Origin of the sequence: Aequorivita nionensis, from assembly GCF_046352995.1 — a bacterium.
Lineage (GTDB): Bacteria > Bacteroidota > Bacteroidia > Flavobacteriales > Flavobacteriaceae > Aequorivita > Aequorivita nionensis.
Map to the genome: position 1 here is coordinate 1,338,771 of NZ_CP130281.1, position 21,162 is coordinate 1,359,932.

Annotated in this window: 16 protein-coding genes; 7 read left to right on the forward strand and 9 right to left on the reverse strand. The window is 38.3% G+C overall.

What is annotated here, in order from left to right:
* Positions 1-1,386 carry a hypothetical protein gene (locus Q2U82_RS06045; RefSeq protein ID WP_410006796.1) on the reverse strand — a complete coding sequence of 462 codons (1,386 nt, stop codon included), beginning with the start codon at positions 1,384-1,386 and terminating at the stop codon, positions 1-3.
* 20 nt (positions 1,387-1,406) lie between these two features.
* The gene (locus Q2U82_RS06050) at positions 1,407-2,816 is read right to left on the reverse strand and encodes a choice-of-anchor B family protein (protein ID WP_410006797.1); all 1,410 of its coding nucleotides are present in this window, start codon (positions 2,814-2,816) and stop codon (positions 1,407-1,409) included.
* A 186-nt stretch (positions 2,817-3,002) separates the two neighbouring features.
* On the opposite strand from Q2U82_RS06050, the gene thiL reads away from it, so the two are divergent.
* Positions 3,003-4,058, forward strand: a complete 1,056-nt coding sequence (gene thiL, locus Q2U82_RS06055; protein ID WP_410006798.1) for a thiamine-phosphate kinase — start codon at positions 3,003-3,005, stop codon at positions 4,056-4,058.
* 386 nt (positions 4,059-4,444) lie between these two features.
* On the opposite strand, the gene Q2U82_RS06060 is transcribed toward thiL, so the two are convergent.
* The 6 genes from Q2U82_RS06060 to Q2U82_RS06085 all read right to left on the reverse strand — a co-directional run bounded on the left by Q2U82_RS06060 (position 4,445) and on the right by Q2U82_RS06085 (position 10,503).
* On the reverse strand, positions 4,445-5,215 hold the full coding sequence (locus Q2U82_RS06060; protein ID WP_410006799.1) for an alpha/beta fold hydrolase: 771 nt from the start codon (positions 5,213-5,215) through the stop codon (positions 4,445-4,447).
* Between the two features lie 84 nt (positions 5,216-5,299).
* A complete protein-coding gene (locus Q2U82_RS06065; protein ID WP_410006800.1) occupies positions 5,300-6,592 on the reverse strand; it encodes an aminopeptidase P family protein in 1,293 nt (430 codons plus the stop codon).
* Positions 6,593-6,967: 375 nt separating this feature from the next.
* A complete protein-coding gene (locus Q2U82_RS06070) occupies positions 6,968-8,050 on the reverse strand; it encodes an HpaII family restriction endonuclease (RefSeq protein WP_410006801.1) in 1,083 nt (360 codons plus the stop codon).
* Positions 8,047-9,312 carry a DNA cytosine methyltransferase gene (locus Q2U82_RS06075; protein ID WP_410006802.1) on the reverse strand — a complete coding sequence of 422 codons (1,266 nt, stop codon included), beginning with the start codon at positions 9,310-9,312 and terminating at the stop codon, positions 8,047-8,049. Before Q2U82_RS06075 ends, Q2U82_RS06070 begins: the two co-directional genes overlap by 4 nt.
* A 378-nt stretch (positions 9,313-9,690) precedes the next feature.
* On the reverse strand, positions 9,691-9,975 hold the full coding sequence (locus tag Q2U82_RS06080; RefSeq protein WP_410006803.1) for a hypothetical protein: 285 nt from the start codon (positions 9,973-9,975) through the stop codon (positions 9,691-9,693).
* Between the two features lie 48 nt (positions 9,976-10,023).
* Positions 10,024-10,503 (reverse strand): hypothetical protein, encoded by a 480-nt coding sequence (locus Q2U82_RS06085; RefSeq protein ID WP_410006804.1) that lies wholly within the window; start codon positions 10,501-10,503, stop codon positions 10,024-10,026.
* A gap of 313 nt (positions 10,504-10,816) precedes the next feature.
* Here Q2U82_RS06085 and Q2U82_RS06090 point away from each other — a divergent pair, with 313 nt between their 5' ends.
* The 5 genes from Q2U82_RS06090 (at position 10,817) to Q2U82_RS06110 (ending at position 17,629) form a co-directional block, all read left to right on the forward strand.
* Positions 10,817-13,657: a WD40/YVTN/BNR-like repeat-containing protein gene (locus tag Q2U82_RS06090; protein ID WP_410006805.1), complete on the forward strand. Its 2,841-nt coding sequence runs from the start codon at positions 10,817-10,819 to the stop codon at positions 13,655-13,657.
* A 108-nt stretch (positions 13,658-13,765) separates the two neighbouring features.
* Positions 13,766-14,428: a succinate dehydrogenase cytochrome b subunit gene (locus Q2U82_RS06095; RefSeq protein WP_410006806.1), complete on the forward strand. Its 663-nt coding sequence runs from the start codon at positions 13,766-13,768 to the stop codon at positions 14,426-14,428.
* Positions 14,429-14,439: 11 nt separating this feature from the next.
* Positions 14,440-16,443: a fumarate reductase/succinate dehydrogenase flavoprotein subunit gene (locus Q2U82_RS06100; RefSeq protein WP_410006807.1), complete on the forward strand. Its 2,004-nt coding sequence runs from the start codon at positions 14,440-14,442 to the stop codon at positions 16,441-16,443.
* Positions 16,444-16,480: 37 nt separating this feature from the next.
* The gene (locus Q2U82_RS06105) at positions 16,481-16,843 is read left to right on the forward strand and encodes a four helix bundle protein (RefSeq protein ID WP_410006808.1); all 363 of its coding nucleotides are present in this window, start codon (positions 16,481-16,483) and stop codon (positions 16,841-16,843) included.
* A 39-nt stretch (positions 16,844-16,882) separates the two neighbouring features.
* A complete protein-coding gene (locus tag Q2U82_RS06110; RefSeq protein ID WP_410006809.1) occupies positions 16,883-17,629 on the forward strand; it encodes a succinate dehydrogenase/fumarate reductase iron-sulfur subunit in 747 nt (248 codons plus the stop codon).
* Between the two features lie 55 nt (positions 17,630-17,684).
* Here the strand turns inward: Q2U82_RS06110 and Q2U82_RS06115 are convergent, their stop codons facing one another.
* Positions 17,685-19,937 (reverse strand): ATP-binding protein, encoded by a 2,253-nt coding sequence (locus tag Q2U82_RS06115; protein WP_410006810.1) that lies wholly within the window; start codon positions 19,935-19,937, stop codon positions 17,685-17,687.
* 188 nt (positions 19,938-20,125) lie between these two features.
* Between Q2U82_RS06115 and Q2U82_RS06120 the strand changes: the two genes are divergently transcribed.
* Entirely contained in the window at positions 20,126-21,106 is a 981-nt protein-coding gene (locus Q2U82_RS06120; RefSeq protein ID WP_410006811.1) for a DUF1028 domain-containing protein, read from the forward strand.
* Positions 21,107-21,162: the final 56 nt, after the last annotated feature.

Sequence of the window (21,162 nt, forward strand, 5' to 3'; positions counted from 1 at the left end):
TTATTTTAATTTAATTATTAAAAAATCTTTAGAGCCTTTATTTATTGGTATATCTAGATCATTACTTTCGCTGTTGCCAACAGCTACTATTTTGTTGTCCGAAGTTTCAATTGCATCAGAAGCGAAATCCAGTCCAGATCCACCCACAGTCTCCTGAAATTTTAAAGCTCCGTTTTGGTCCACAACGAATATCCAAGCATCGTTATAACCATTATTGCTCTGCAAATCTCCATCATTACTTCGGCTGTGCCCTGATAGAATAAAGTCTCCATTATTGCGCTGAACAATACTGTGTGCAGTGTCAAACTGAGAGCCTCCGAAAGATTTTTGCCAAATTTTATTTCCGTTGTCATCAAATTTCACCATCCATGCATCTGCGTTTCCGCGTGGAGCTGTAACATCTTGATCACTGCTTCTAGAATCGCCAACCATAATGTAATTTCCATCGTTTGCTTTTATTGAAGCGTATGAATTGTCAATCTCTGCTCCTCCATATGATTTGGTCCAAACCAAAGCACCAGAAGAAGTAAGTCTAACAGCCCAGTAATCATAACTTCCTTTAGGATCTGTTTTGTCAAAATCTACACTTTCTGAGGTGCCCGTCATTAAAAAGCCGCCATCTGCTGTTTCAAATGCATCATAACTTCGATCGTTATTGGTTCCGCCAAAATAGCGTCTCCATTGTTTGGTTCCATTAGCGTCTAGCTTAATGCCCCAAAACTCGCCAACGCCGTGAAGAACCCCTCTTTGAAGATCATCCCCCGATCCGCTTTGAATATCATTTCCTGCTCCACCACTGGCAGAAACATCAAAAAATCCTGTAATGAAGTATCCTCCATCAGAGGTTTGAAATGCTTTATAAGCCTGATCACTACCTGCAAAACCAAAGTTTTTGTCCCATTGTTTGTTTCCTGAGGCATCTACTTTTAATATCCAGTAATCCTGAAATCCCTCATTGCCAGATACATCTCCGTCATTGCTGGTGGTGTATCCGCTTAACAAATAGCCGCCATCATTTGTTTTTGAAATGCGGGCAGCATTTTCATCGTCACTACCTCCGTAGGTTTTGCTCCATATTATTTCGCCGGTTTTGGAGATCTTGAGCAACCAATAATCACTATCGTTGCCACTTCTGCCGGTAATATCGCCATCAGTGCTTCTGGTGGTTCCAAAAACGAGGTAATTTCCATCTGCGGCTTCCACTACAGATATTGCCTCATCTATTCCGCTTCCGCCATAAGTTTTTACAAGTTCTACAGTGCCGAGAATTTCTTGTTCCTCTTCTTCTTGAATAGGATTGTCATCTTTTCCACAGGATAAAACAATCAAAGAAAGAGAAAGCAGAAGTGGGAGTGCTTTTAATTTAGGGTTTTTAATAAACAGCATAAGGGGATAGGTAGGTTCTTTTAGTCGATTAATAATCTTTTTGTTGTGGTTGAATTGATTTTCACCAAATACATTCCTGATTGAAGTTTTGAAATGTCAATATTTTCTGAAAGACTATCAGCAAAATTTAAATCCATTACTTTTTGGCCAAGAATGTTGAATATTGCAACTTTAGTCAACGGCTCTGTTTTTGAATTTATTGTAACCACTTCTTTAGCAGGGTTGGGAGCAATCATAAAATCTGAAATTGAATTATCATTAGTTCCCAAAAGGTGGTCCCTAACAATAAACAGACCTCTGTTAATATCACTGATAACAATATTTCCACTTGCAAAATATGGATATACACTCCATGCGCCGTCAAAATTAGCAGAATTGCTTCCTGGGTAAGTGTCAAAAAATTTGGTTTCAACCATGTTTTTATTTTCAATATCGCTAATGTCAAGTATTCTCAAACCTGCACGATAGCTTGAAAGATAGAAATCATTTCCAACCACGTAACCGTTGTGGTCTATGGCCGCTACATCGGCTTCGTATTCAAAATGTACTTCTGGATTATCTAGATCGCTTACGTCAAAAATGATGGTTCTAGTATTAAAGCCAAAAGAAGATTCGTCCAATTCATCGCCAATTATAAAATAGTGCTTATCATCAGTAAGCCAACCTTGGTGCGTATAATCTACACTGCCATAAAAACCATTTGAAATGCTAATAGGGTTATTTTTATCGGTTACATCCACAATAGAAACTCGGTCTTCATTACTTCCAAAGAAAATTTCGCGGCCTGCATAATCTGCATCAGGTCCATCGTAAATTACTACTTGTGCATCATGGCAATAATTATCGCCGCCAAAACCTCCAGCACCAACAGGGTTTAAAGGATTCTGGATATTCACAAAATGTGGACCACCGCCATAAGTGCTGGTTCCAACTGCATAAGCATAGCCAGTTTCTTCATTAATAACAATATTATGACAATGTCCAAAGCCGCCATAATGTGCATCTTCACTAAATGTTTCGGGAGGATTGCTAACGTTGCGTAAACGGGTAAGGTCAAAAACTTGCATTCCGTGACCGCTGGCCTCACTCACTACAAATGCGTAATTATTATAAACTTTTATATCTCTCCAAGTACTGGAATCTGTATGGGTAGGAAGCTTCCCAAGATAAACTGGGTTTACAGGGTCTGAAATATCAACAAATGCAGTGCCATTGCCCAAGCCCATTATTGCATATTCTTTCCCATCTTGTGGGTCTGTCCAACCCCAGGAATCATTACCTCTATCGGTGCCAAAAGTACTTAAACTAATGCGCGACATAAGATCGAGACCGTTGCATGGATATTGACCTGCGGTTCCATTTTCACAGGGTGTTTGTGCAAAAACAAAAGAACTAATAAGTAATGTAATAACTGGTAAAATTTTTCTCATTGTGAAGGGAGTTATGTTAAAAAGAAGCCAAATGTAACTATTTTAAAAGCTATCTAACAAACGTAAAAGGTTAAATATTAGTATCATTATTGACATTTTTAGGTTTATTATTTTTAAAAATAGTAAGTTTCTGTATGTGGTAATGAAGGTGTATTTTTGCCTAAGTAAAGCACAAACATTTATTTTATGTTCGAAAACAAAGACGATTCCAGCACAAGCATTGGGAGTTTGGGCGAATTTGGACTGATTGACCATCTCACCAAAAACTTCAAAATAAAACAAAAGTCAACCGTAAAAGGGATAGGCGATGATGCCGCTGTGATTTCATGCGATTCAAAAAAAGAAATTGTAGTTTCTACAGATTTTCTTATAGAAGGCGTGCATTTTGATTTAAGCTACGTTCCCCTAAAACATTTAGGCTATAAGGCTGTGATTGTAAATCTATCTGATATATACTCCATGAATGCAGAACCTACACAAATAACAGTGAGTGTTGCAGTTTCAAATAGATTTCCTGTGGAAGCTTTAGAAGAACTCTATGCGGGGATTACCGCTGCAGCAAAAATCTATAATGTTGATGTTGTTGGCGGCGATACCACTTCTTCTACAACGGGCTTGATAATAAGTATTACAGCCATTGGAACTGTAAATAAAGGCGAAGCAATATATAGAAGCGGCGCCAAAGAAAACGATCTTTTGGTAGTAACGGGCGATCTTGGTGCAGCATATATGGGGCTGCAGGTTTTGGAGCGCGAAAAGGAAGTTTATAAGGTAAACCCAAATTCACAACCAGATTTGGAGCCTTATTCCTATTTGGTAGAAAGGCAATTGAAACCCGAAGCACGAAAGGATATTTCAGGTTTGTTGAAGGAATTGGACGTAAAACCTACTTCAATGATTGACATTAGTGATGGTTTGTCTTCAGAAATTATTCACATTTGTAAGAACTCTAAAGCTGGTTGCAACTTATTTGAAGATAAAATTCCATTGGATCCACAGGTTATTTCAACTTGTGAAGAATTTAATCTTGATAGTACAACAATTGCTTTAAGTGGAGGTGAGGATTACGAATTGCTCTTCACAATTAAAACAGAGGATTACCCAAAAATTAAGGCAAATCCGCACTTAACTGTTATTGGCCATATGACTGACGAAAAGGAAGGAATCCATTTAATAAGCCGCGTGGGAACAAAAATACCTTTGGTTGCAAGAGGCTGGAATGCACTAAGAGCGAATGATTAAGCTTTTTTAAGAAAAGAAACTAAAAAACTTGTCCCCTAAAATTTTGGGACTACTATTTTAAAGAAAATTGTAGATTTTTAATGGATTGAAACTCTTTTCTTTTTAATAAAAAAAGAAGATAAACATTCGTTCACTTCGCGTTGTTTTCGTGTAAGTAATTCAAATTTACCGGAATAACTGTTGGAAACCTCTTTGCCGCAACAAGCACATTTATATTCACTAATGTGATCGGTAATTTTGCGTGTTACGATGTAATCGTGGCCAAATGCAGTGCATACTAGGCTCAAGATTGGAGGTCGGCTTTGGGGCGTAACTTTATCCATCTAAGTCAATTTAATTGGGGTTAATGTATCAATATTAACAATTTTTAAGATAAAGCGCAAGTTTTATCCGATTAAATGCAAATAATCAACAACAGAATCCCTATTTTCTATCATACTCATATGCCCTCCCTCTATAATTTTTACGGAGCAGCCACATTGCTCAGCTATCTTTTTTGCTTCCAAAATTGGCAAAATAGGATCGTCTTCCGCTAATATCATATATTTCCCTTTCTTGAAATCCGTCAATACTTCGGATCTATCTTTTCGGTCGCGCATGCCTTTTATAGCTGCTTTTATTCCTTCCACCGGAAAAGAGTAAGCTTCATTTTTTAAAACCTCTATTTCTGAAGCAAATTTTTCACGGGAAGTTTCTGCGAATAGATTTCCAATAGCCATACTAATATAGGCTTGCGGATTCTGGTCAATAACCTTTAATGCCCTATTGCGGTTTTCTTTACGCTCTTCAGAATCTGCAATTGGTGTTGAATTTAGAAGAATTAATTTTTCAACTTTTTCAGGAAACAGTTCGGCGTAGGCCAAAGCAACATAACCGCCCATAGAATGGCCCATAAGTGTTGCTGTGAAAATTTGAAGATTTTGCATTACTTCATTCACAACTTCCGCCATTAATTCCATGGAATGGGTTTCTGCAATAACTCCGCTCTTTCCGTGGCCGGGAAAATCAATTGTAACTAAAGTATTCTTTTTCGAAAATTCTTGAATAAGAGGATTCCACATAGTGGAGCTTTCCAAAAAGCCGTGAAGCAAGAAGATTGCTGGCCCTTTTCCGATGGCTTCGTAATGGATTGGAATGTTTTTATAATAAAAGGTCATAATTTGAAAAAAGACCTGCAAGCTTTAAAAAGCCTTGCAGGTCAAGTCTAAAAGTCGTGGGTGAAAACGTCTTGTTTCTTGTTTCTATTTATTCATAATCTCCTCAATCTCTTCCGCTTCAATTGGAATATTGCGCATCAGGTTGAAAGGTTCTCCTTTTTTCTGGATAACCACATCGTCTTCCAAACGGATACCGAAACCTTCCTGTGGAATATAAATTCCAGGTTCAACAGTAAAAACCATATTTTCAGTCATCTTTTCCCAAAGAATTCCGTAGTCGTGTGTGTCTAATCCCATATGGTGGCTGGTGCCGTGCATAAAATATTTTTTATAGGCCGGCCAGTTTGGATCTTCGTTTTTCACATCGGCTTTGTCCAAAAGTTTTAGGCCTAAAAGTTCTTTGGTCATCAATTTGCCCACTTCTTCGTGATATTCCTTCCAGTAATTTCCTGGAACCAACATTTTTGTGGCATCGTCTTTCACACGTTTTACGGCATCGTAAACCTCGCGCTGGCGTTTGGTGTATTTTCCGCTCACGGGAATGGTTCTGGTCATATCGCTTGCATAGTTTGCATATTCAGCGCCTACATCCAAAAGAAGCAAATCTCCTTTTTTACATTGCTGATTGTTAACGATATAATGAAGCACGTTTGCATTGTTACCACTTCCGATAATTGGCGTATAAGCAAAACCGCGGGAACGGTTTCTTAAAAATTCATGCATAAATTCCGCTTCAATCTCATATTCCCAAACGCCGGGTTTTACGAAATTCAGAATTCTTCTAAATCCTTTTTCGGTGATATTACAGGCTGTCTGAATTAAATCAATTTCAATTTTATCTTTTACGGAACGCAAGCGTTGCAAAATTGGGTTGCTGCGTTCCCAGCTGTGGGCCGGAAATTTTGCTTTTGTGGCTTTGATGAAACGATCTTCGCGGGTTTCCGTTTCCACACTTTGGCGATAATGCTCGTTGGTGTTGAAATACACGCGTTCGGCCTGCGTCATTACTTCAAAGAAAATCTTGTCAAATTCCTTTAGCCAGAAAATAGATTTTATTCCGCTTACTTCAGTTCCTTTTTCTTTTGTAAGTTTTTCACCTTCCCAAACGGCAATGTGGTCATTGGTTTCACGAACAAAAAGCATCTCGCGGTGGTCTTTGTTTGGCGCATCTGGAAAAAGCACCAAAATAGTTTCCTCTTGGTCGGCACCCGTTAAATAAAAAATATCTCGCGCTTGTTGAAAGGGCATGGTGCTATCTGCACCAATTGGAAAAATATCGTTACTGTTGAAAACTGCAACACTCTTTGGCTTCATCTGGGCCATAAAGTTTTTGCGGTTTTTTATAAAGAGTTTGCTGTCTATTTGATCGTATTTCATGGTATTGATTTGTGAATTTCCCCAAAATTAATTATTTCAAAGTTAATTGTGGGTTTGGGAGGGTTAAAAGTGTCCTAATAATAGCGTGAAAGAAAAAGTAGTCTGTCTTATTTCCTTTGGCTGCGTAATTTAATCTCTAATATTCAATGATTCTATTACATTATAATTTCTATACTCTTCTAGCTTGGGGTCATAGAATTCAAAAATTGAGTATGCTATTTCCACTTTTCCCACTATTGCGCTTATACCTTATTGTACATAGTGCTTTTTCCATTCAGCTTGTCATTCAGCGTTGGCAGAGGCATACTCTTTTACAGTTTTGGTGGCGCTTTGGATTGAGCGACTGTAAATGTGTATGGTTCGTAGCATTGGCAATTATGTAATAAATCTAATCTGAAGATTTAATCTTATTTTTTGTTTTCCATTCTCTTCAAAAACTTCTGCCATATGATACCTATTTTTATCTGGCGTCTCCAATTTTGTATTTTGAAATAAATAATTTTCGAAATTTCTAATAAAATAGAAGTGATAGCAAATGACTTCGCCGTCTTCTCGCACAATTAAATAACCACCATCCGCTTGATAATCTCTTTTCCAAATTTCAGAAGCTCTCATTCCTAAAGCATACTCGACAAGAAATCGTTTGACTATCATTTCATATACTTCTGAATTTAAATTTAAATTGTAATTAAACTCATTTTTTTCAGTAATCTTTTTTGTGAATTTTTCAATAGTGTTTTCTGAAGTTATATCGTTTACATAATACATCATTAAAATATCAGAGATTAGCTTCGGAAAATTATAGTCTATTGTTTGAAGATTAATATTGAACTTTTCACTATCTACTTTTTCAAATGTAAATTCTACTCCGTACTTTTTGAAGATTTTAAATTTATCAGAAAAATTTCTAATGTTATTTATCTCATTAATTTGAAACGAACTCAGTTTTTTGGATAGTAGATAAGTAAAATTAGTGGCATTACTCGCATTTACTAATGTTGCTGGTCTTCCCAATTGAGATTTAACGCTAAAACCTAATGTTGGTGTGATAAATGTATTTGGGTCTTCTATTTGTAATGTGATATCATTCTTACTCTTAGACTTAGATTTGACTTCTTGAATATTTATTGAGTTTAAGAATTCCATTAACTCGGGAATGTCAAACGACCCTTTTGTCGTTTTAACATTATTTATTCTATCTAAAGTCAGTTTACTTATTTGAATAAATTTTTTAACTGGCAACTTAAATGATGAGTGGTTGCTATCAATTATAACAATGTCACCATCAAAAGAAAATGTAGTTGATTTCAGTTTTTCAAAGTGTAAAATTTTAATAATCCGATAGAATAATCCCTCAACTTTTTCAAAATTCTCCTTACCTAAATAAAGTTTTTGGTCTGCTATCAATTTGAGCAATAAATAAGGTTCGCTCCATTCTCCTTTATTGTAAGATTTCATTTAATAAACAATTTTTTAATAATTTTTTCCGCTGTTGCTTGTATTGCAGGCACAGCAACTGAATTACCAAACTGCTTATAGGCTTGTGCGTCAGAGACAACTATTTTAAAATTGTCAGGAAAGCCTTGAAGTCTTGCCCACTCTCGTGGTGTCATTTTTCTAATTCCCTCACGATTGACCTCGCCTGAAATGTTGGTTATAGGTTTAAAGTTGGTTAACCTATCATCGTAAACTAAGTTTCGTTCTCTGCCCATTCCTCCACAAACAACTGCGTTTGCAATTCCGTCATTTGGAATAATTTCGTAGCCAAATCCGTTGCCTTTACTCTCGTGACGAGCTCTGTGGTTTTTCAAAGTCTGAACATAAACAGTCGATAGATAATACTTTACCGAAACTTCGTTTTCTTCCAAAATATCATCTAAAACCACAGTATCATTTGTTGGTTCGGGATACTCAAAATCAGTTATTCCCAAATCCTTTCTAAAACCGACAATAAAAATTCGTTCGCGGTTTTGAGGAACACCAAATTCTTTTGCGTTTATTATTTGTGGTTCTGGAACGTAATAATTTAAATCTTCCCGAAGAACGTTGAGAATAGTTGCCAAAGTTTTTCCTTTGTCGTGGTTTCGCAAGCCTTTGACGTTTTCAAGGAAGATGGCTTTTGGTTGTTTCTCTTTTATAATTTCTGCAACATCGAAAAATAGCGTTCCTCGTGTGTCTTCAAATCCACCACGTCTTCCCGCAATCGAAAAGGCTTGACAAGGAAAGCCCGCGCAAAGCACATCAAAATTATCTGGAATGTAGCTTTTAGTTTTCGATTTTGTAATATCGCCAAACGGTATTTCGCCAAAGTTTGCTTTATAAGTTTGCTTTGAGTATTTATCCCATTCACTCGTAAAAACACATTTTCCTTCGAGATTTTGTAGTGCCAAACGAAAACCGCCAATTCCGGCAAACAGGTCAATGAACTTGAATTTTGGTTTTTCAGGTGCTGTAAAAGGAACAGATTTATTGAGGTCAAAAATCAAATATTGAAGGGCCTCTTCTGCAATTTTGTTTGTTATTTCGTTTTCGGGATATTCTTTGGATAAGATTTCTTTGACGTGGGCAAGAGCATCTTTTTTGTAAAACTGCGAAACTCCGTTTTTGTGGTTGTGAATATAGTGTGTGAAAGAAGCTGGTTTAGAATTCTCTGGCTCAACTACTTTTACCTCAAATAGCTGTACGTCAATGTCTTCTATTTCCATTCTTTCTTTAATCATATCTTTCTGATTTGACTTCACAAGTTAAAAAAGTTTTAAGTAGTCTGTTCGGTTTGTTTGCTTTTTTGTTCACATTCTTTTGTCGATAAATTTGCTCGAGCGCAAAGGCAGAAACAGCTCTTTTATTTTTCAGCTTGGGATGGTGCGATTGGCAAAAATAAATGTGTAGTTTTCGCGGTGGATTTGCGATGGCTCAGCATTATGTACAACTTATTTATCCCCCCAACTTTATAACATTTATCCCACCAATCGGGTGGGCTAACCCCGGAAATTAACTTTTTTTAATTCCGTATAGCACTCAAATATAATCAAATACTCCTAACCAAAATGCCAGCATTAGGGTCGTGGATCATACAATTTACGTATAACAGCCTCCCATTAGGGTGCAGAGCCCTTCCGTTTACGTCCAATGCCCTTCCGTTTGGGTTGGGGACCCCAAAATATACGTGCAACAACGCCAACGTTAGGGTTAAGAACCCTAACTATACGTCCACCAACCCCAACGTTTGGGTCCTGAACCCTAACGGGTAGGTAAAACACGCCAACGGATGGGTCTTTAACCCTAACAGATGTGCCTTTAACCCCAATGGAGAGGTAAAACACCCAAACGGATGGGTCTTGAACGCTACCGTTGGGGTGTGGGCAAACTAAAAAGCCCTGCAACTTAAAAGATGCAGGGCTTTTAACCGGAAATTAAAATACATTTTTGTTTTAGGGTTCCGTGGGGGTTTCTGGCGTATTGGTTCGCGAGTAAAACTGTTTCATCTCGTCATACTTTGTTTGGTAGCCTACATCGCCACTTTTCAGCTTATACATGGTGTAGGCATAATCTGCATTGGCGGCGGTATAATTATCAAAGTCAAACAGAATCTTGCTGCTCTCCAGGTCTTTCACCATCCCGTAAAGGGACTGCAGGGTGTTTTCAATAAAGGCGCGCATGTTATAATCATTGGTAAACTCGGTCCAGTCCACGTCTGGGCTGCTAAGCGCGGGTTGGGCGTCGTTAAAGCTTTTGGCTTTGTTCACGATGCCTTTGTTCAGTTCGTTAATGCTTCCGTAGCGTTTGCGCTCTTCAGGCGTTAAGTTTACGGCAATGGGCTGGAGGAGCGCTCGCAGGCTGTTTATGGCTTCTGAGATGGCTGCTTGTTCTACTTCCGTTAAGTGCGTGCTGTTTAAATTTGTAAATGGCATAGGTCTAGGGTTTTATGTTAAACAATAGCACTAATTTTAAAAAAATAGCAACACCAGTCAATAGGGGAAATCCCCCATTTTTTTGAAGATTTTTCCTACATTTTTGAAAGGATTTTGTGGTGTGAAACCATTTTTTTGATGGAGAATTTCAGAAGATGCAAATCAAAGTAAAATTGCACAGGTTTTTAGTATGCGAAAAAGTGGTTGGGTTAATTCCGGTTTTCACCTTTTCGCTACTCCCTAACCACTAAACCAACTATTGCAAAACCCGCCATATTTAAGTACCTTCAATTTTTTTAAAAAACCACACCAAATGAAAAAACTTTTCCTTTCGGCATGTTGCCTTATTTCATTTTTATCTTTTTCACAACAACCCGCCACTCCCGCAACCGCCGTACAAACAGGGCTGAAACAAAAAACTGAATTTGCGCAGGCCTCTCCAGTAAAAAATCTACCCTTTAAAAGCATAGGCCCCAGCATTATGAGCGGCCGCGTGGTAGATTTTGCCGTAAACCCCAACAATCCCATAGAATTTTATGTGGGCTACGCCAGTGGTGGGCTTTGGCACACCAACAATAACGGCACTTCCTTCACACCCGTAATGGACAGCAGCCCGACACAAAACGTTGGCTGCGTGGCTGTAGATTGGAAAAGCGGAACCATTTGGGTGGGCACCGGCGAGGTGAATGCCTCTCGTTCTTCATACGCAGGAATTGGCTTGCTGAAAAGCGACGACAAAGGCAAAACCTGGCAAAATATGGGGCTTACCGATAGCCACCATATTAGCAGTATTCTTATAAATCCAACAAATCCAAACGAAGTGATTGTTGGCGCAGTTGGGCATTTATATTCCAACAATGACGAAAGAGGTGTTTTCAAAACCACCGATGGCGGGAAAACCTGGAACAAAACCCTTTTTATAAATGATGAAACGGGTATAATTGAAATTTCAGCCAATCCCAAAAATTTCAATACGATGTATGCCACCGCTTGGGACAAAGACCGAAAAGCTTGGAATTTTGACGGCAGTGGTGAAGGCAGTGGTGTATATAAAAGCACAGACGCCGGAAGCACTTGGGCCAAGGTTTCTACTGAAAATAGCGGCTTGCCAATAGGTAAAGGAATGGGAAGGATGGGTACCGCAGTGGTTGATGACAATACGGTTTATTTGATTGTGGATAATCAATTCCACAGAAAAGAAGAAGCCAAAAAAGAAGAAACAGACATGCTCACCAAAGACGATTTCAAAAAAATGGACGTGGCTGCTTTTTTGGCTTTAGATGATAAAAAGTTGAATCAGTTTTTAAAAATGAACGGTTTTCAAGAAAAATACCGTTCGGAAAACGTAAAGCAAATGGTTCGCGTTGGTACCGTAAAGCCTGAAGATTTGGCAAAATATCTGGAAGACGCAAACAGCGCACTTTTTGACACGCCCGTTATTGGCGCTGAGGTTTATAAAAGCACCGATGGCGGCAAGACGTGGAAGAAAACCCACGACGGATTTTTGGATGATCTGTATTATTCCTACGGCTATTACTTCGGAAAAATTCATGTGGATCCCAGCGATGCCAACAAAATATATGTTTACGGAGTACCAATCCTAAAATCTGCCGACGGTGGAAAAACTTTTGAAAGCATTAGTGCCGATAATGTGCATGCAGACCATCACGCACTTTGGATAAACCCAAAAATGTCCGGTCATTTAATTGATGGCAATGACGGCGGCGTAAACATAAGTTATGATGACGGCAAAACCTGGATAAAGAATAACACGCCCGCAGTTGGGCAGTTTTACGCTGTAAATATAGATCACGAAAAAAATTACAATGTTTATGGCGGTTTGCAGGACAATGGCGTTTGGGTTGGTCCGCACGATTATGAAGCCAATCCTGGTTGGCTGCAGGAAGGTAAATATCCATACGAATTTATCTTTGGAGGCGATGGCATGCAAGTTCAGATTGACAGCCGAAATAGCAACATTGTTTACACAGGTTTTCAGTTTGGAAATTATTATAGATTGGACAGAAATGGTGCCGAACCTGTTTACATCCAACCGAAACACGAATTGGGTGACAGTCCATACCGCTTCAATTGGCAAACCCCTATTTTGTTGAGCTCCCACAATCAGGATATTCTCTATTTAGGGGGAAATAAATTAATGCGAAGCATGAACCAAGGCAATGACTGGACAGCTATTTCAGAAGATTTAACGCAAGGCGGAAAACCAGGGAATGTTGCTTATGGAACGCTTGCTGCAATTAGTGAATCGCCATTTCAGTTTGGTCTGCTTTACACGGGAAGCGATGATGGTTTGGTGTATGTTTCAAAAGATGGCGGGGGAAATTGGACAAAGATTTCAGACAGTTTTCCTAAGGATCTTTGGGTGAGTCGCGTGATTGCTTCTTCACATAAAAAAGAAAGGGTTTACGTTACGCTGAATGGCTACCGTTGGGATGATTTTAAACCCTATGTGTATGTGAGTGAAAACTATGGAGCTACTTGGAAAGACATCAGCAGCAATTTGCCAACTTCTTCAGTTAACGTCATCAAAGAAGATCCCGTAAATGAAAACCTTTTGTATTTGGGAACCGATAACGGCGCGTATGTTTCCTTTAATCGCGGTGAAAGTTGGGAAGTATTTTCAAAAGAACTTCCAAATGTTGCGGTGCATGATTTGGTAATTCAACCTGAAGCGAAACATTTGGTTTTGGGAACACATGGCAGGTCGCTATATGTTGCGGATATTGCATTGCTTCAAAAGTTGAATGAAACCAATAAAAATGATTTGGTTATTTCAGATTTGGAAACTATAAATTTTTCACCACGTTGGGGAAGCAAATGGAGCACTTGGGGTGAGGTTTACGAACCAAAACTTAAAATCCAGTTTTATGCTCCACAAAGCGGAAAGGCAACAATAACAATCAAAACCGAAGAAGCAAAGGAACTTCAAACGCTAACCACTGATGCTACAAAAGGTGTGAATGAATTGAATTATGATTTGTCCATTCCGGAAAAAGCAAGCAAGCTTTTAGCGAAGGAAGATGCGAAAGTGAAGCAATCCGAAAATGGAAAATACTATCTCCAGAAAGGGAAATATAAAGTAACAGTTTCGGTAAACGGCAAATCTTTAACTTCTGAACTTGAGGTGAAGTAGCCCTATGTATTTAAACCGATTCTAAATAGATTTTAAACAATTAAGAATGTTTGGCAACAAGCCGTGTGAAACGTATTTTTGTACAACTATTCTTGAAATAAAACCATAATGGCAATACTAACCTCTTCAATTGCACGAAAAGTTGCTATGGCACTTTCGGGCTTATTTCTTGTGTTTTTCTTGGCACAACATTTTACCATAAACATCACTTCGGTTATAGATCCGGACACTTTCAACAGTTGGTCCCACTTTATGGGGCATAACATTTTGGTTCAGTTTATACTACAACCAGTGTTGATTTTTGGTGTCGTTTTCCACTTTATTATGGGAATTGTGTTGGAGATAAGAAACAACAATGCAAGACAAATAAGCTATAAATCCTTTAAAGGAAACAAAAACTCAACCTGGGCTTCACGAAATATGATTATCAGTGGTGCTGTTATTTTAGCTTTTTTAGGATTACACTTTTACGATTTCTGGTTTCCGGAAATAGTACATAAGTATATTGAAAGCAACCCGATGGATGCTACCCGTTATTATCCAGAATTATTGCACAAGTTTGAAAGCCCGGTACGTACTGGCTTGTATTGTTTGGCTTTTGTATTGTTGGCGCTTCACCTTTGGCACGGCTTTTCTTCGTCTTTCCAAAGTATGGGCTGGAACAACAAATATTCAAAAGGCTTGAGGGCTTTTACACAGTTTTACGCAATATTTATTCCGTTGGGCTTTATTTTTATTGCACTTTACCTTCACTTTAATCAAATCCACTAAAAGAAAAAGCGATGTCGAAATTAGATTCCAAAATACCCAAAGGACCCTTAGCCGATAAGTGGACAAAACATAAAAACGATATAAACCTGGTAAACCCTGCCAACAAGCGTAATATTGACGTAATTATGGTGGGTACAGGTCTTGCCGGCGGAAGCGCCGCAGCAACCCTTGCAGAATTGGGCTATAACGTAAAAACCTTTTGCTATCAGGATTCCCCACGCCGCGCGCACTCCATTGCGGCTCAGGGAGGTATCAACGCTGCCAAAAACTACCAAGGTGATGGCGACTCAAACTATAGATTGTTTTACGATACTATAAAAGGAGGCGATTACCGTTCGCGCGAAGCAAACGTGTACCGTCTTGCTGAGGTTTCAGCAAATATTATTGACCAATGTGTAGCGCAAGGGGTTCCCTTTGCTCGTGAATACGGTGGTTATTTGGACAATCGCTCCTTTGGAGGGGTATTGGTTTCGCGTACTTTTTATGCGAAAGGCCAAACAGGTCAGCAATTGCTTTTAGGAGCTTATTCGGCAATGAACCGACAAATTAATCGTGGAAAAATCACTCCGTACAACCGTCACGAAATGCTTGATTTGGTAATTGTAGATGGAAAAGCAAGAGGGATTATTGCTCGCGATTTGGTTACAGGTGAAATAGAAAGACATTCTGCACACGCTGTAGTTATTGCTTCGGGTGGTTACGGAAATGTCTTCTTCCTTTCTACAAACGCAATGGGAAGTAATGTTACCGCTTCGTGGAAAATCCATAAAAGAGGGGCTTATTTTGCAAATCCTTGTTATACACAAATTCACCCAACTTGTATTCCTGTTTCCGGCGATCATCAAAGTAAACTGACTTTAATGTCTGAATCCCTTCGAAATGACGGTAGAATTTGGGTTCCAAAGAAGAAAGAAGATGCGGAAGCTATTAGAAATGGAAAGAAAAAACCGAATGATCTTTCAGCCGAAGAACGCGATTATTACTTGGAAAGAAGATACCCATCCTTTGGAAACCTGGTGCCACGTGATGTTGCTTCACGTGCTGCTAAGGAACGTTGTGATGCGGGTTATGGTGTAAATAAAACAGGGCAAGCTGTATATCTTGACTTTGCCTCTGCCATTGAGCGCTACGGAAAAGAGCAGGCAGCAATCCACGGAAACCATAATCCTAGCAAGGAAGAAGTTACAAAACTCGGAAAACAGGTTATCGAGAATAAATACGGAAACCTTTTCCAAATGTATGAGAAGATTGTTGATGAAAACCCATACGAAACCCCGATGATGATTTACCCAGCGGTGCATTACACCATGGGCGGGATTTGGGTAGATTACAATTTACAATCAACCATTCCGGGTTGCTACGTAACTGGGGAAGCAAACTTTAGCGATCACGGTGCCAACCGTTTGGGAGCATCGGCATTGATGCAAGGTTTGGCAGATGGTTATTTTGTATTGCCATATACTATTGGCGATTACCTTTCAAAAGATATTAAAACAGGAAAAATTCCAACAGATACTAAAGAATTTGACGAAGCCGAGAATAAGGTTCGTGAACTTTTAGAGAAGTTGGTAAACAATAAAGGCACACATTCCGTAGATCATTTTCACAAGAAATTGGGCCACATAATGTGGGACAAATGTGGAATGGCGCGTAATGCAAAAGATTTAGAGTCTGCGATGGCTGAAATTAGAGCACTGCGCGAGGAATTCTGGAGAGATGTAAAAGTTCCGGGTGGAATGAACGAAATGAATGCTGAGCTAGAAAAAGCAACCCGTGTTGCAGATTTCTTGGAATTGGGTGAACTTTTTGCAAAAGATGCGCTTCATAGAAATGAAAGCTGTGGCGGTCACTTCCGAGAAGAATATCAAACTGATGAAGGGGAAGCGCTGCGTGACGATGAAAACTTTATGTATGTCGCCGCGTGGGAATACACTGGAGATCCAGGAAATGAAGTACTTCACAAAGAGGAATTGGAATACGAGAATATTGAAGTTAAATCGCGTTCCTATAAGTAGGAATTAGCGAATAGCGAAGAGCGAAGAGGGTTGAAAAGTGAATTCAATAAAATCATATAAGGAATTGATTGTTTGGCAAAAAGCAATCTTACTTGTAAAAGAAATTTATTTGTTTACTAGCTCTTTTCCAGAAGAAGAAAAGTATGGTTTGATTTCCCAAATGAGACGGTCAGCGATTTCAGTTCCATCAAATATAGCTGAAGGATGGGGAAGAATGTCGAAGAAAAATTACATTCAATTTCTTAGAACTGCAAGAGGTTCTTTGTTTGAATTGGAAACACAAATAATTATTTCAGCAGAGCTGAATTTTAATAAGAATACTGAAAATATTGAAAGTTTAATAGTTGAAATTAGCAAAATGCTGAATGCACTGATCAAAAGCTTGAATGAGAGAGAATAATGCTCTTCGCTTTTCGCTAATCGCTAAATCCTTTATAAAATGAAACTTACACTAAAAATCTGGCGTCAAAAAAACGCAACCACAAAAGGAGAGCTAAAAACATATCCTATTGACGGAGTAGAAGGTGACATGTCTTTTTTAGAAATGCTCGACGTTCTCAATGAAGACTTAATAAACAAAGGCGAAGAGCCCGTAGTTTTTGATCACGATTGCCGTGAGGGAATTTGTGGTAGCTGCTCGTTGCAAATAAATGGTGAACCACACGGACCTGACCGATTGGTTACAACTTGCCAATTGCATATGAGAATGTTCAACGATGGGGATACAATTGTTATCGAGCCATTCCGAGCAAAGGCTTTTCCTGTAATTAAGGATTTGGTTGTAGATAGAAGTGCTTTTGATAGAATTCAACAGGCTGGGGGTTATATTTCTGTAAATACCTCTGGAAATACTATTGATGCCAACAATATTCCAGTAAACAAACACGATGCTGATGAATCTTTTGAAGCAGCCACATGTATTGGTTGCGGCGCTTGTGTTGCAGCGTGTAAAAACGCCAGCGCGATGCTTTTTACTTCCGCTAAAGTAAGTCAGTTTGCTTTGCTTCCCCAGGGAAGAATTGAAGCAACGGAGCGCGTACTGAATATGGTTGCGCAAATGGACAAAGAAGGCTTCGGAAACTGTAGCAATACTGGTGCTTGCGAAATTGAGTGTCCAAAAGGAATTTCCCTTGAAAACATTGCCCGTATGAACCGTGAATATTTAAGCGCGAGTTTGAAGGGATAAATAGATTACACGATAAATTTTAGAAAAAATCCTAAGTAATTTTGCTTGGGATTTTTTATTGCTCAATTGCGGTTTTTTTGTGGTAATGAAACAAATCCTCTTCGTCATCATTTAGATTGTGAAGAATTATTTTTAAAAACTTATCGGTATCATACGGTTTAACAATAATATCATTCATTCCGGAAGCTAAAATTCTGTTTCTCATTTCTTCCACTTCAATGGCCGTCAACGCCACAATAGGAATAATTTTATTCAACATTCTTACTTCTTTGGTTGTCTCAATTCCATCTTTGCCCGGCATGTTGATGTCCATCAAAACGAGGTCAAAAGAGTCTTGCTGTAATTTTTTTATGGCAATATCACCACTTTCAGCAATATCAGCTACCATGCCATGATTTTCAAGTATTTTCTTGGTAACGATCTGATTGATGCGATTGTCATCTACTATCAATATTTTCTTTCCGTTCAATATGCTATTGTTGTCCAGTATTTTGTCTTGAAGCAAATGTTTCAAAATTTGGAAACTTAACGTAAAACTAAATGTAGATCCTTCGCCCGGTTTGCTTTTTAAATTGATTGAAGATTTTGAAGCTTCCAGCAATTTTTTCACGATAGTAAGCCCAAGTCCGGTACCTTGAATTTTGAAATCGTCAGAATCTACTTGTTGAAATTCTTCAAAAATGGCTTTTTGTTTTTCTTTCGGAATGCCAATTCCATTGTCTTTAATGCTGAAATGTATGGTTATTTCATTTTCTGAAATTGATTCTTCTTGGGCTGAAATATATATATCACCGTTCGTTGTAAACTTTATGGCGTTGCCCACTAAATTCATAAGAATTTGCGAAAGCCGCACCCTATCGCCGATAATGGTGTGTGGTATATTTTCTGATATGGCTACGTGAAGTTTGTTTTTATTTTGAACCAAAGCGTATTGAAAGGACGAAACAATAGATTGCACCAAATCCTTTAAATCAAAGGGAGCCTTCATTTCTTCGAGGGTATTAGACTCTAATTTGCTTATTTGAAGCACATCGTTTATAAGTGCCAACAGATAGTCTGCGGAAAATTTTAGATTTTTCAAATCGGCACGGTGGTTTTTAAGCGATTCGTCCTCCAAAAGCACAGAGCTCAACCCGATAACGCCGTAAAGTGGAGTTCGTAATTCATGGCTCACGGTTGAAAAGAATTTACTTTTTGCCAAGGCTAGTTTTTCAGATTTTTCTTTGGCTTTTAAATATTGTTGGTTCTTTTCTTTTAAGGTAAGGGTTAATTTTTTTCTTCCTTTGTGCGATATGTAAAGAATTATTAAAAATAATCCCATTAATAGAGCGGCCCCAATAAAAAAGTAAAGAAGTATATTGCTTAATATAACTTTTTCAGAAATCAATTTTCTTTCAAGTTCTGCCTGGTGCGCCTGCTTTTTATACTCATTGACGCTAAACTGGGCAGCTGCATTTTGTATGGCCATAAGCTTCTCCTTTTCAAATTGGAGGGCTGTGAGGCTATCAAATGTTTTCCGCACCAAAAAAGCTTCTTTATAATCCCCAACCTCAAAAAGAGCCTTGCTGTATTCTTTATATGACTCAATTAAATTGTCGTCAATATAATTTCCATTTTGAGCAAAAGCGATAGCTTCTTTAAAGTTGTTTATGGCTTCACTTGGGTTGTTTGAAGATAGGTTCAACTTGCCTTGCAGCAAGCTCATTTCGGTTGTTAAACCTTTAAATTTCATGGCATCTATTCCCTGTTTTGCCTTTTTGAAATAAAGCTCGGCCTTTTTTTTATTGCCTTGGTTAAGATTGGATTCCGATAAATTGTAATATACCATGGCCGCTTCCAGTGTATCTTTTCTTTTTAACGAAAGTGGCAATGCTTTTTCAAAAAAAGGAAGGGCGGAATCGTATTTTTTTTCGGTAAGATAAAGCGCCCCCATAAAATTATAGGCGCGGGCAATCTTAAATTCGTCTTTTGATTTTTCTGCAAACTTTAAATAATCTTCCGCGTAATCGTGGGCGTTTTTAAAATCTTTTAAATAGATAAAAGAGGCGCCCATCATATATCTGGAATAATAGGCGGCATCTGTATCGCCAATACGTTCGGCCAGCCTTATATTATCTATGGATGTTAAAATAACGGAGTCGTATTTTCCTTCAAACAACATATAATCTGCTCGATCCTGCATTGCCTTCAGGGAATCTTTAAGCACGGTATAGGCTGCCTTGTTTTCTGTAGAAATAGTGTCTTGGCTATTTTGCGCAAATCCTATAATGGAAATAAAAAGTATGGAGTAGCGTAAATATTTCAACATTCAGAAAGTTTCAAAAAGAGGTTTTTAAAGAGTACTAAAATAACATATTATAATGAAATTCAAATGCTAAACCAATGTCCATAAATTCAAAAAAGATCATAACTGTAAAATCTATGTATTTTTCTTAATGATTAAATTCTTCAAACTGTTGCAATAAAAATTTATCTTTAAGTACTAAATCATTTACTATGAAACCTGTTCTTTTAATTTTTAGCTTTTTTTCAATCTTTTCAACAGTGGCACAAACCCAGAAGCCCAATGATCCTTTGGCGCATACTTTCTCAATAGTGGCCCGCGATGCCAAAACAGGCGAAATGGCCGTGGCGGTTCAAAGCCACTGGTTCAGTGTAGGCACTGGCGTTTCTTGGGGCGAAGCTGGTGTGGGGGTTGTTGCAACGCAATCGTTTACTAACAGATCCTTTGGACTTCGTGGCTTGGATTTGCTTAAAGAAGGAAAAACACCCCAAGAGGCTCTAAATATATTGTTGAGTGATGATGAAGGAAGGGATTTTAGACAAGTTGCAATTTTGGATAAGCAGGGAAGAGTTGCAACACACACGGGCAAGAGTTGTATTGATTTTGCAGGGCATGCCAATGGCGAAAACTTTTCGGTGCAGGCAAATATGATGCTTAATGATAAAGTGGTTCCGGCAATGGAAAAAGCTTGGAAAGAGAATAGCGAACTGCCTTTGGCAGAAAGAATGGTGGCCGTTTTGCAAGCAGCCCAGAATGCTGGAGGCGATATTCGCGGAAAACAATCTGCTGCGTTTATGGTTTTTGCAGCAGAAGCATCTACAGAACCTTGGAATGACAAATTAATTGATTTACGTGTTGATGATTCCGAAAACCCTATAAAAGAAATTGATAGACTTTTAAAAGTATTTAGAGCTTATGAACATATGAATCAAGGCGATCTTTATGTTGAAAAGAATGAGATGAAAAGCGCCATGGACGAATACAATGTTGCCATGAAAATGTTTCCCGAAAATCTGGAAATGCAATATTGGACAGCGATTACCTTGGCAAATGACAAGCAAATGGAACGTGCTTCAGCAATGCTTCAAAACATTTATGAAAAAGATTCCAATTGGCGCGAGCTTACCAAACGTCTTCCAAAAGTTGGACTGCTGAATGTTTCTGAAATGGATTTAAAGAAATTGACCAAATAAGTTTTAACACCTTCGTTTTCAATATAACTTTAATAATTGCGTTTTCGAATAAATCA

What these genes read in the sequence shown, in the direction of transcription:
- Q2U82_RS06045 (WP_410006796.1), bottom strand. Translation starts at nt 1,386, where the DNA reads ATGCTGTTTATTAAAAACCCTAAATTAAAAGCACTCCCACTTCTGCTT.
- Q2U82_RS06050 (WP_410006797.1), bottom strand. Translation starts at nt 2,816, where the DNA reads ATGAGAAAAATTTTACCAGTTATTACATTACTTATTAGTTCTTTTGTT.
- thiL (WP_410006798.1), top strand. Translation starts at nt 3,003, where the DNA reads ATGTTCGAAAACAAAGACGATTCCAGCACAAGCATTGGGAGTTTGGGC.
- Q2U82_RS06060 (WP_410006799.1), bottom strand. Translation starts at nt 5,215, where the DNA reads ATGACCTTTTATTATAAAAACATTCCAATCCATTACGAAGCCATCGGA.
- Q2U82_RS06065 (WP_410006800.1), bottom strand. Translation starts at nt 6,592, where the DNA reads ATGAAATACGATCAAATAGACAGCAAACTCTTTATAAAAAACCGCAAA.
- Q2U82_RS06070 (WP_410006801.1), bottom strand. Translation starts at nt 8,050, where the DNA reads ATGAAATCTTACAATAAAGGAGAATGGAGCGAACCTTATTTATTGCTC.
- Q2U82_RS06075 (WP_410006802.1), bottom strand. Translation starts at nt 9,312, where the DNA reads ATGATTAAAGAAAGAATGGAAATAGAAGACATTGACGTACAGCTATTT.
- Q2U82_RS06085 (WP_410006804.1), bottom strand. Translation starts at nt 10,503, where the DNA reads ATGCCATTTACAAATTTAAACAGCACGCACTTAACGGAAGTAGAACAA.
- Q2U82_RS06090 (WP_410006805.1), top strand. Translation starts at nt 10,817, where the DNA reads ATGAAAAAACTTTTCCTTTCGGCATGTTGCCTTATTTCATTTTTATCT.
- Q2U82_RS06095 (WP_410006806.1), top strand. Translation starts at nt 13,766, where the DNA reads ATGGCAATACTAACCTCTTCAATTGCACGAAAAGTTGCTATGGCACTT.
- Q2U82_RS06100 (WP_410006807.1), top strand. Translation starts at nt 14,440, where the DNA reads ATGTCGAAATTAGATTCCAAAATACCCAAAGGACCCTTAGCCGATAAG.
- Q2U82_RS06110 (WP_410006809.1), top strand. Translation starts at nt 16,883, where the DNA reads ATGAAACTTACACTAAAAATCTGGCGTCAAAAAAACGCAACCACAAAA.
- Q2U82_RS06115 (WP_410006810.1), bottom strand. Translation starts at nt 19,937, where the DNA reads ATGTTGAAATATTTACGCTACTCCATACTTTTTATTTCCATTATAGGA.
- Q2U82_RS06120 (WP_410006811.1), top strand. Translation starts at nt 20,126, where the DNA reads ATGAAACCTGTTCTTTTAATTTTTAGCTTTTTTTCAATCTTTTCAACA.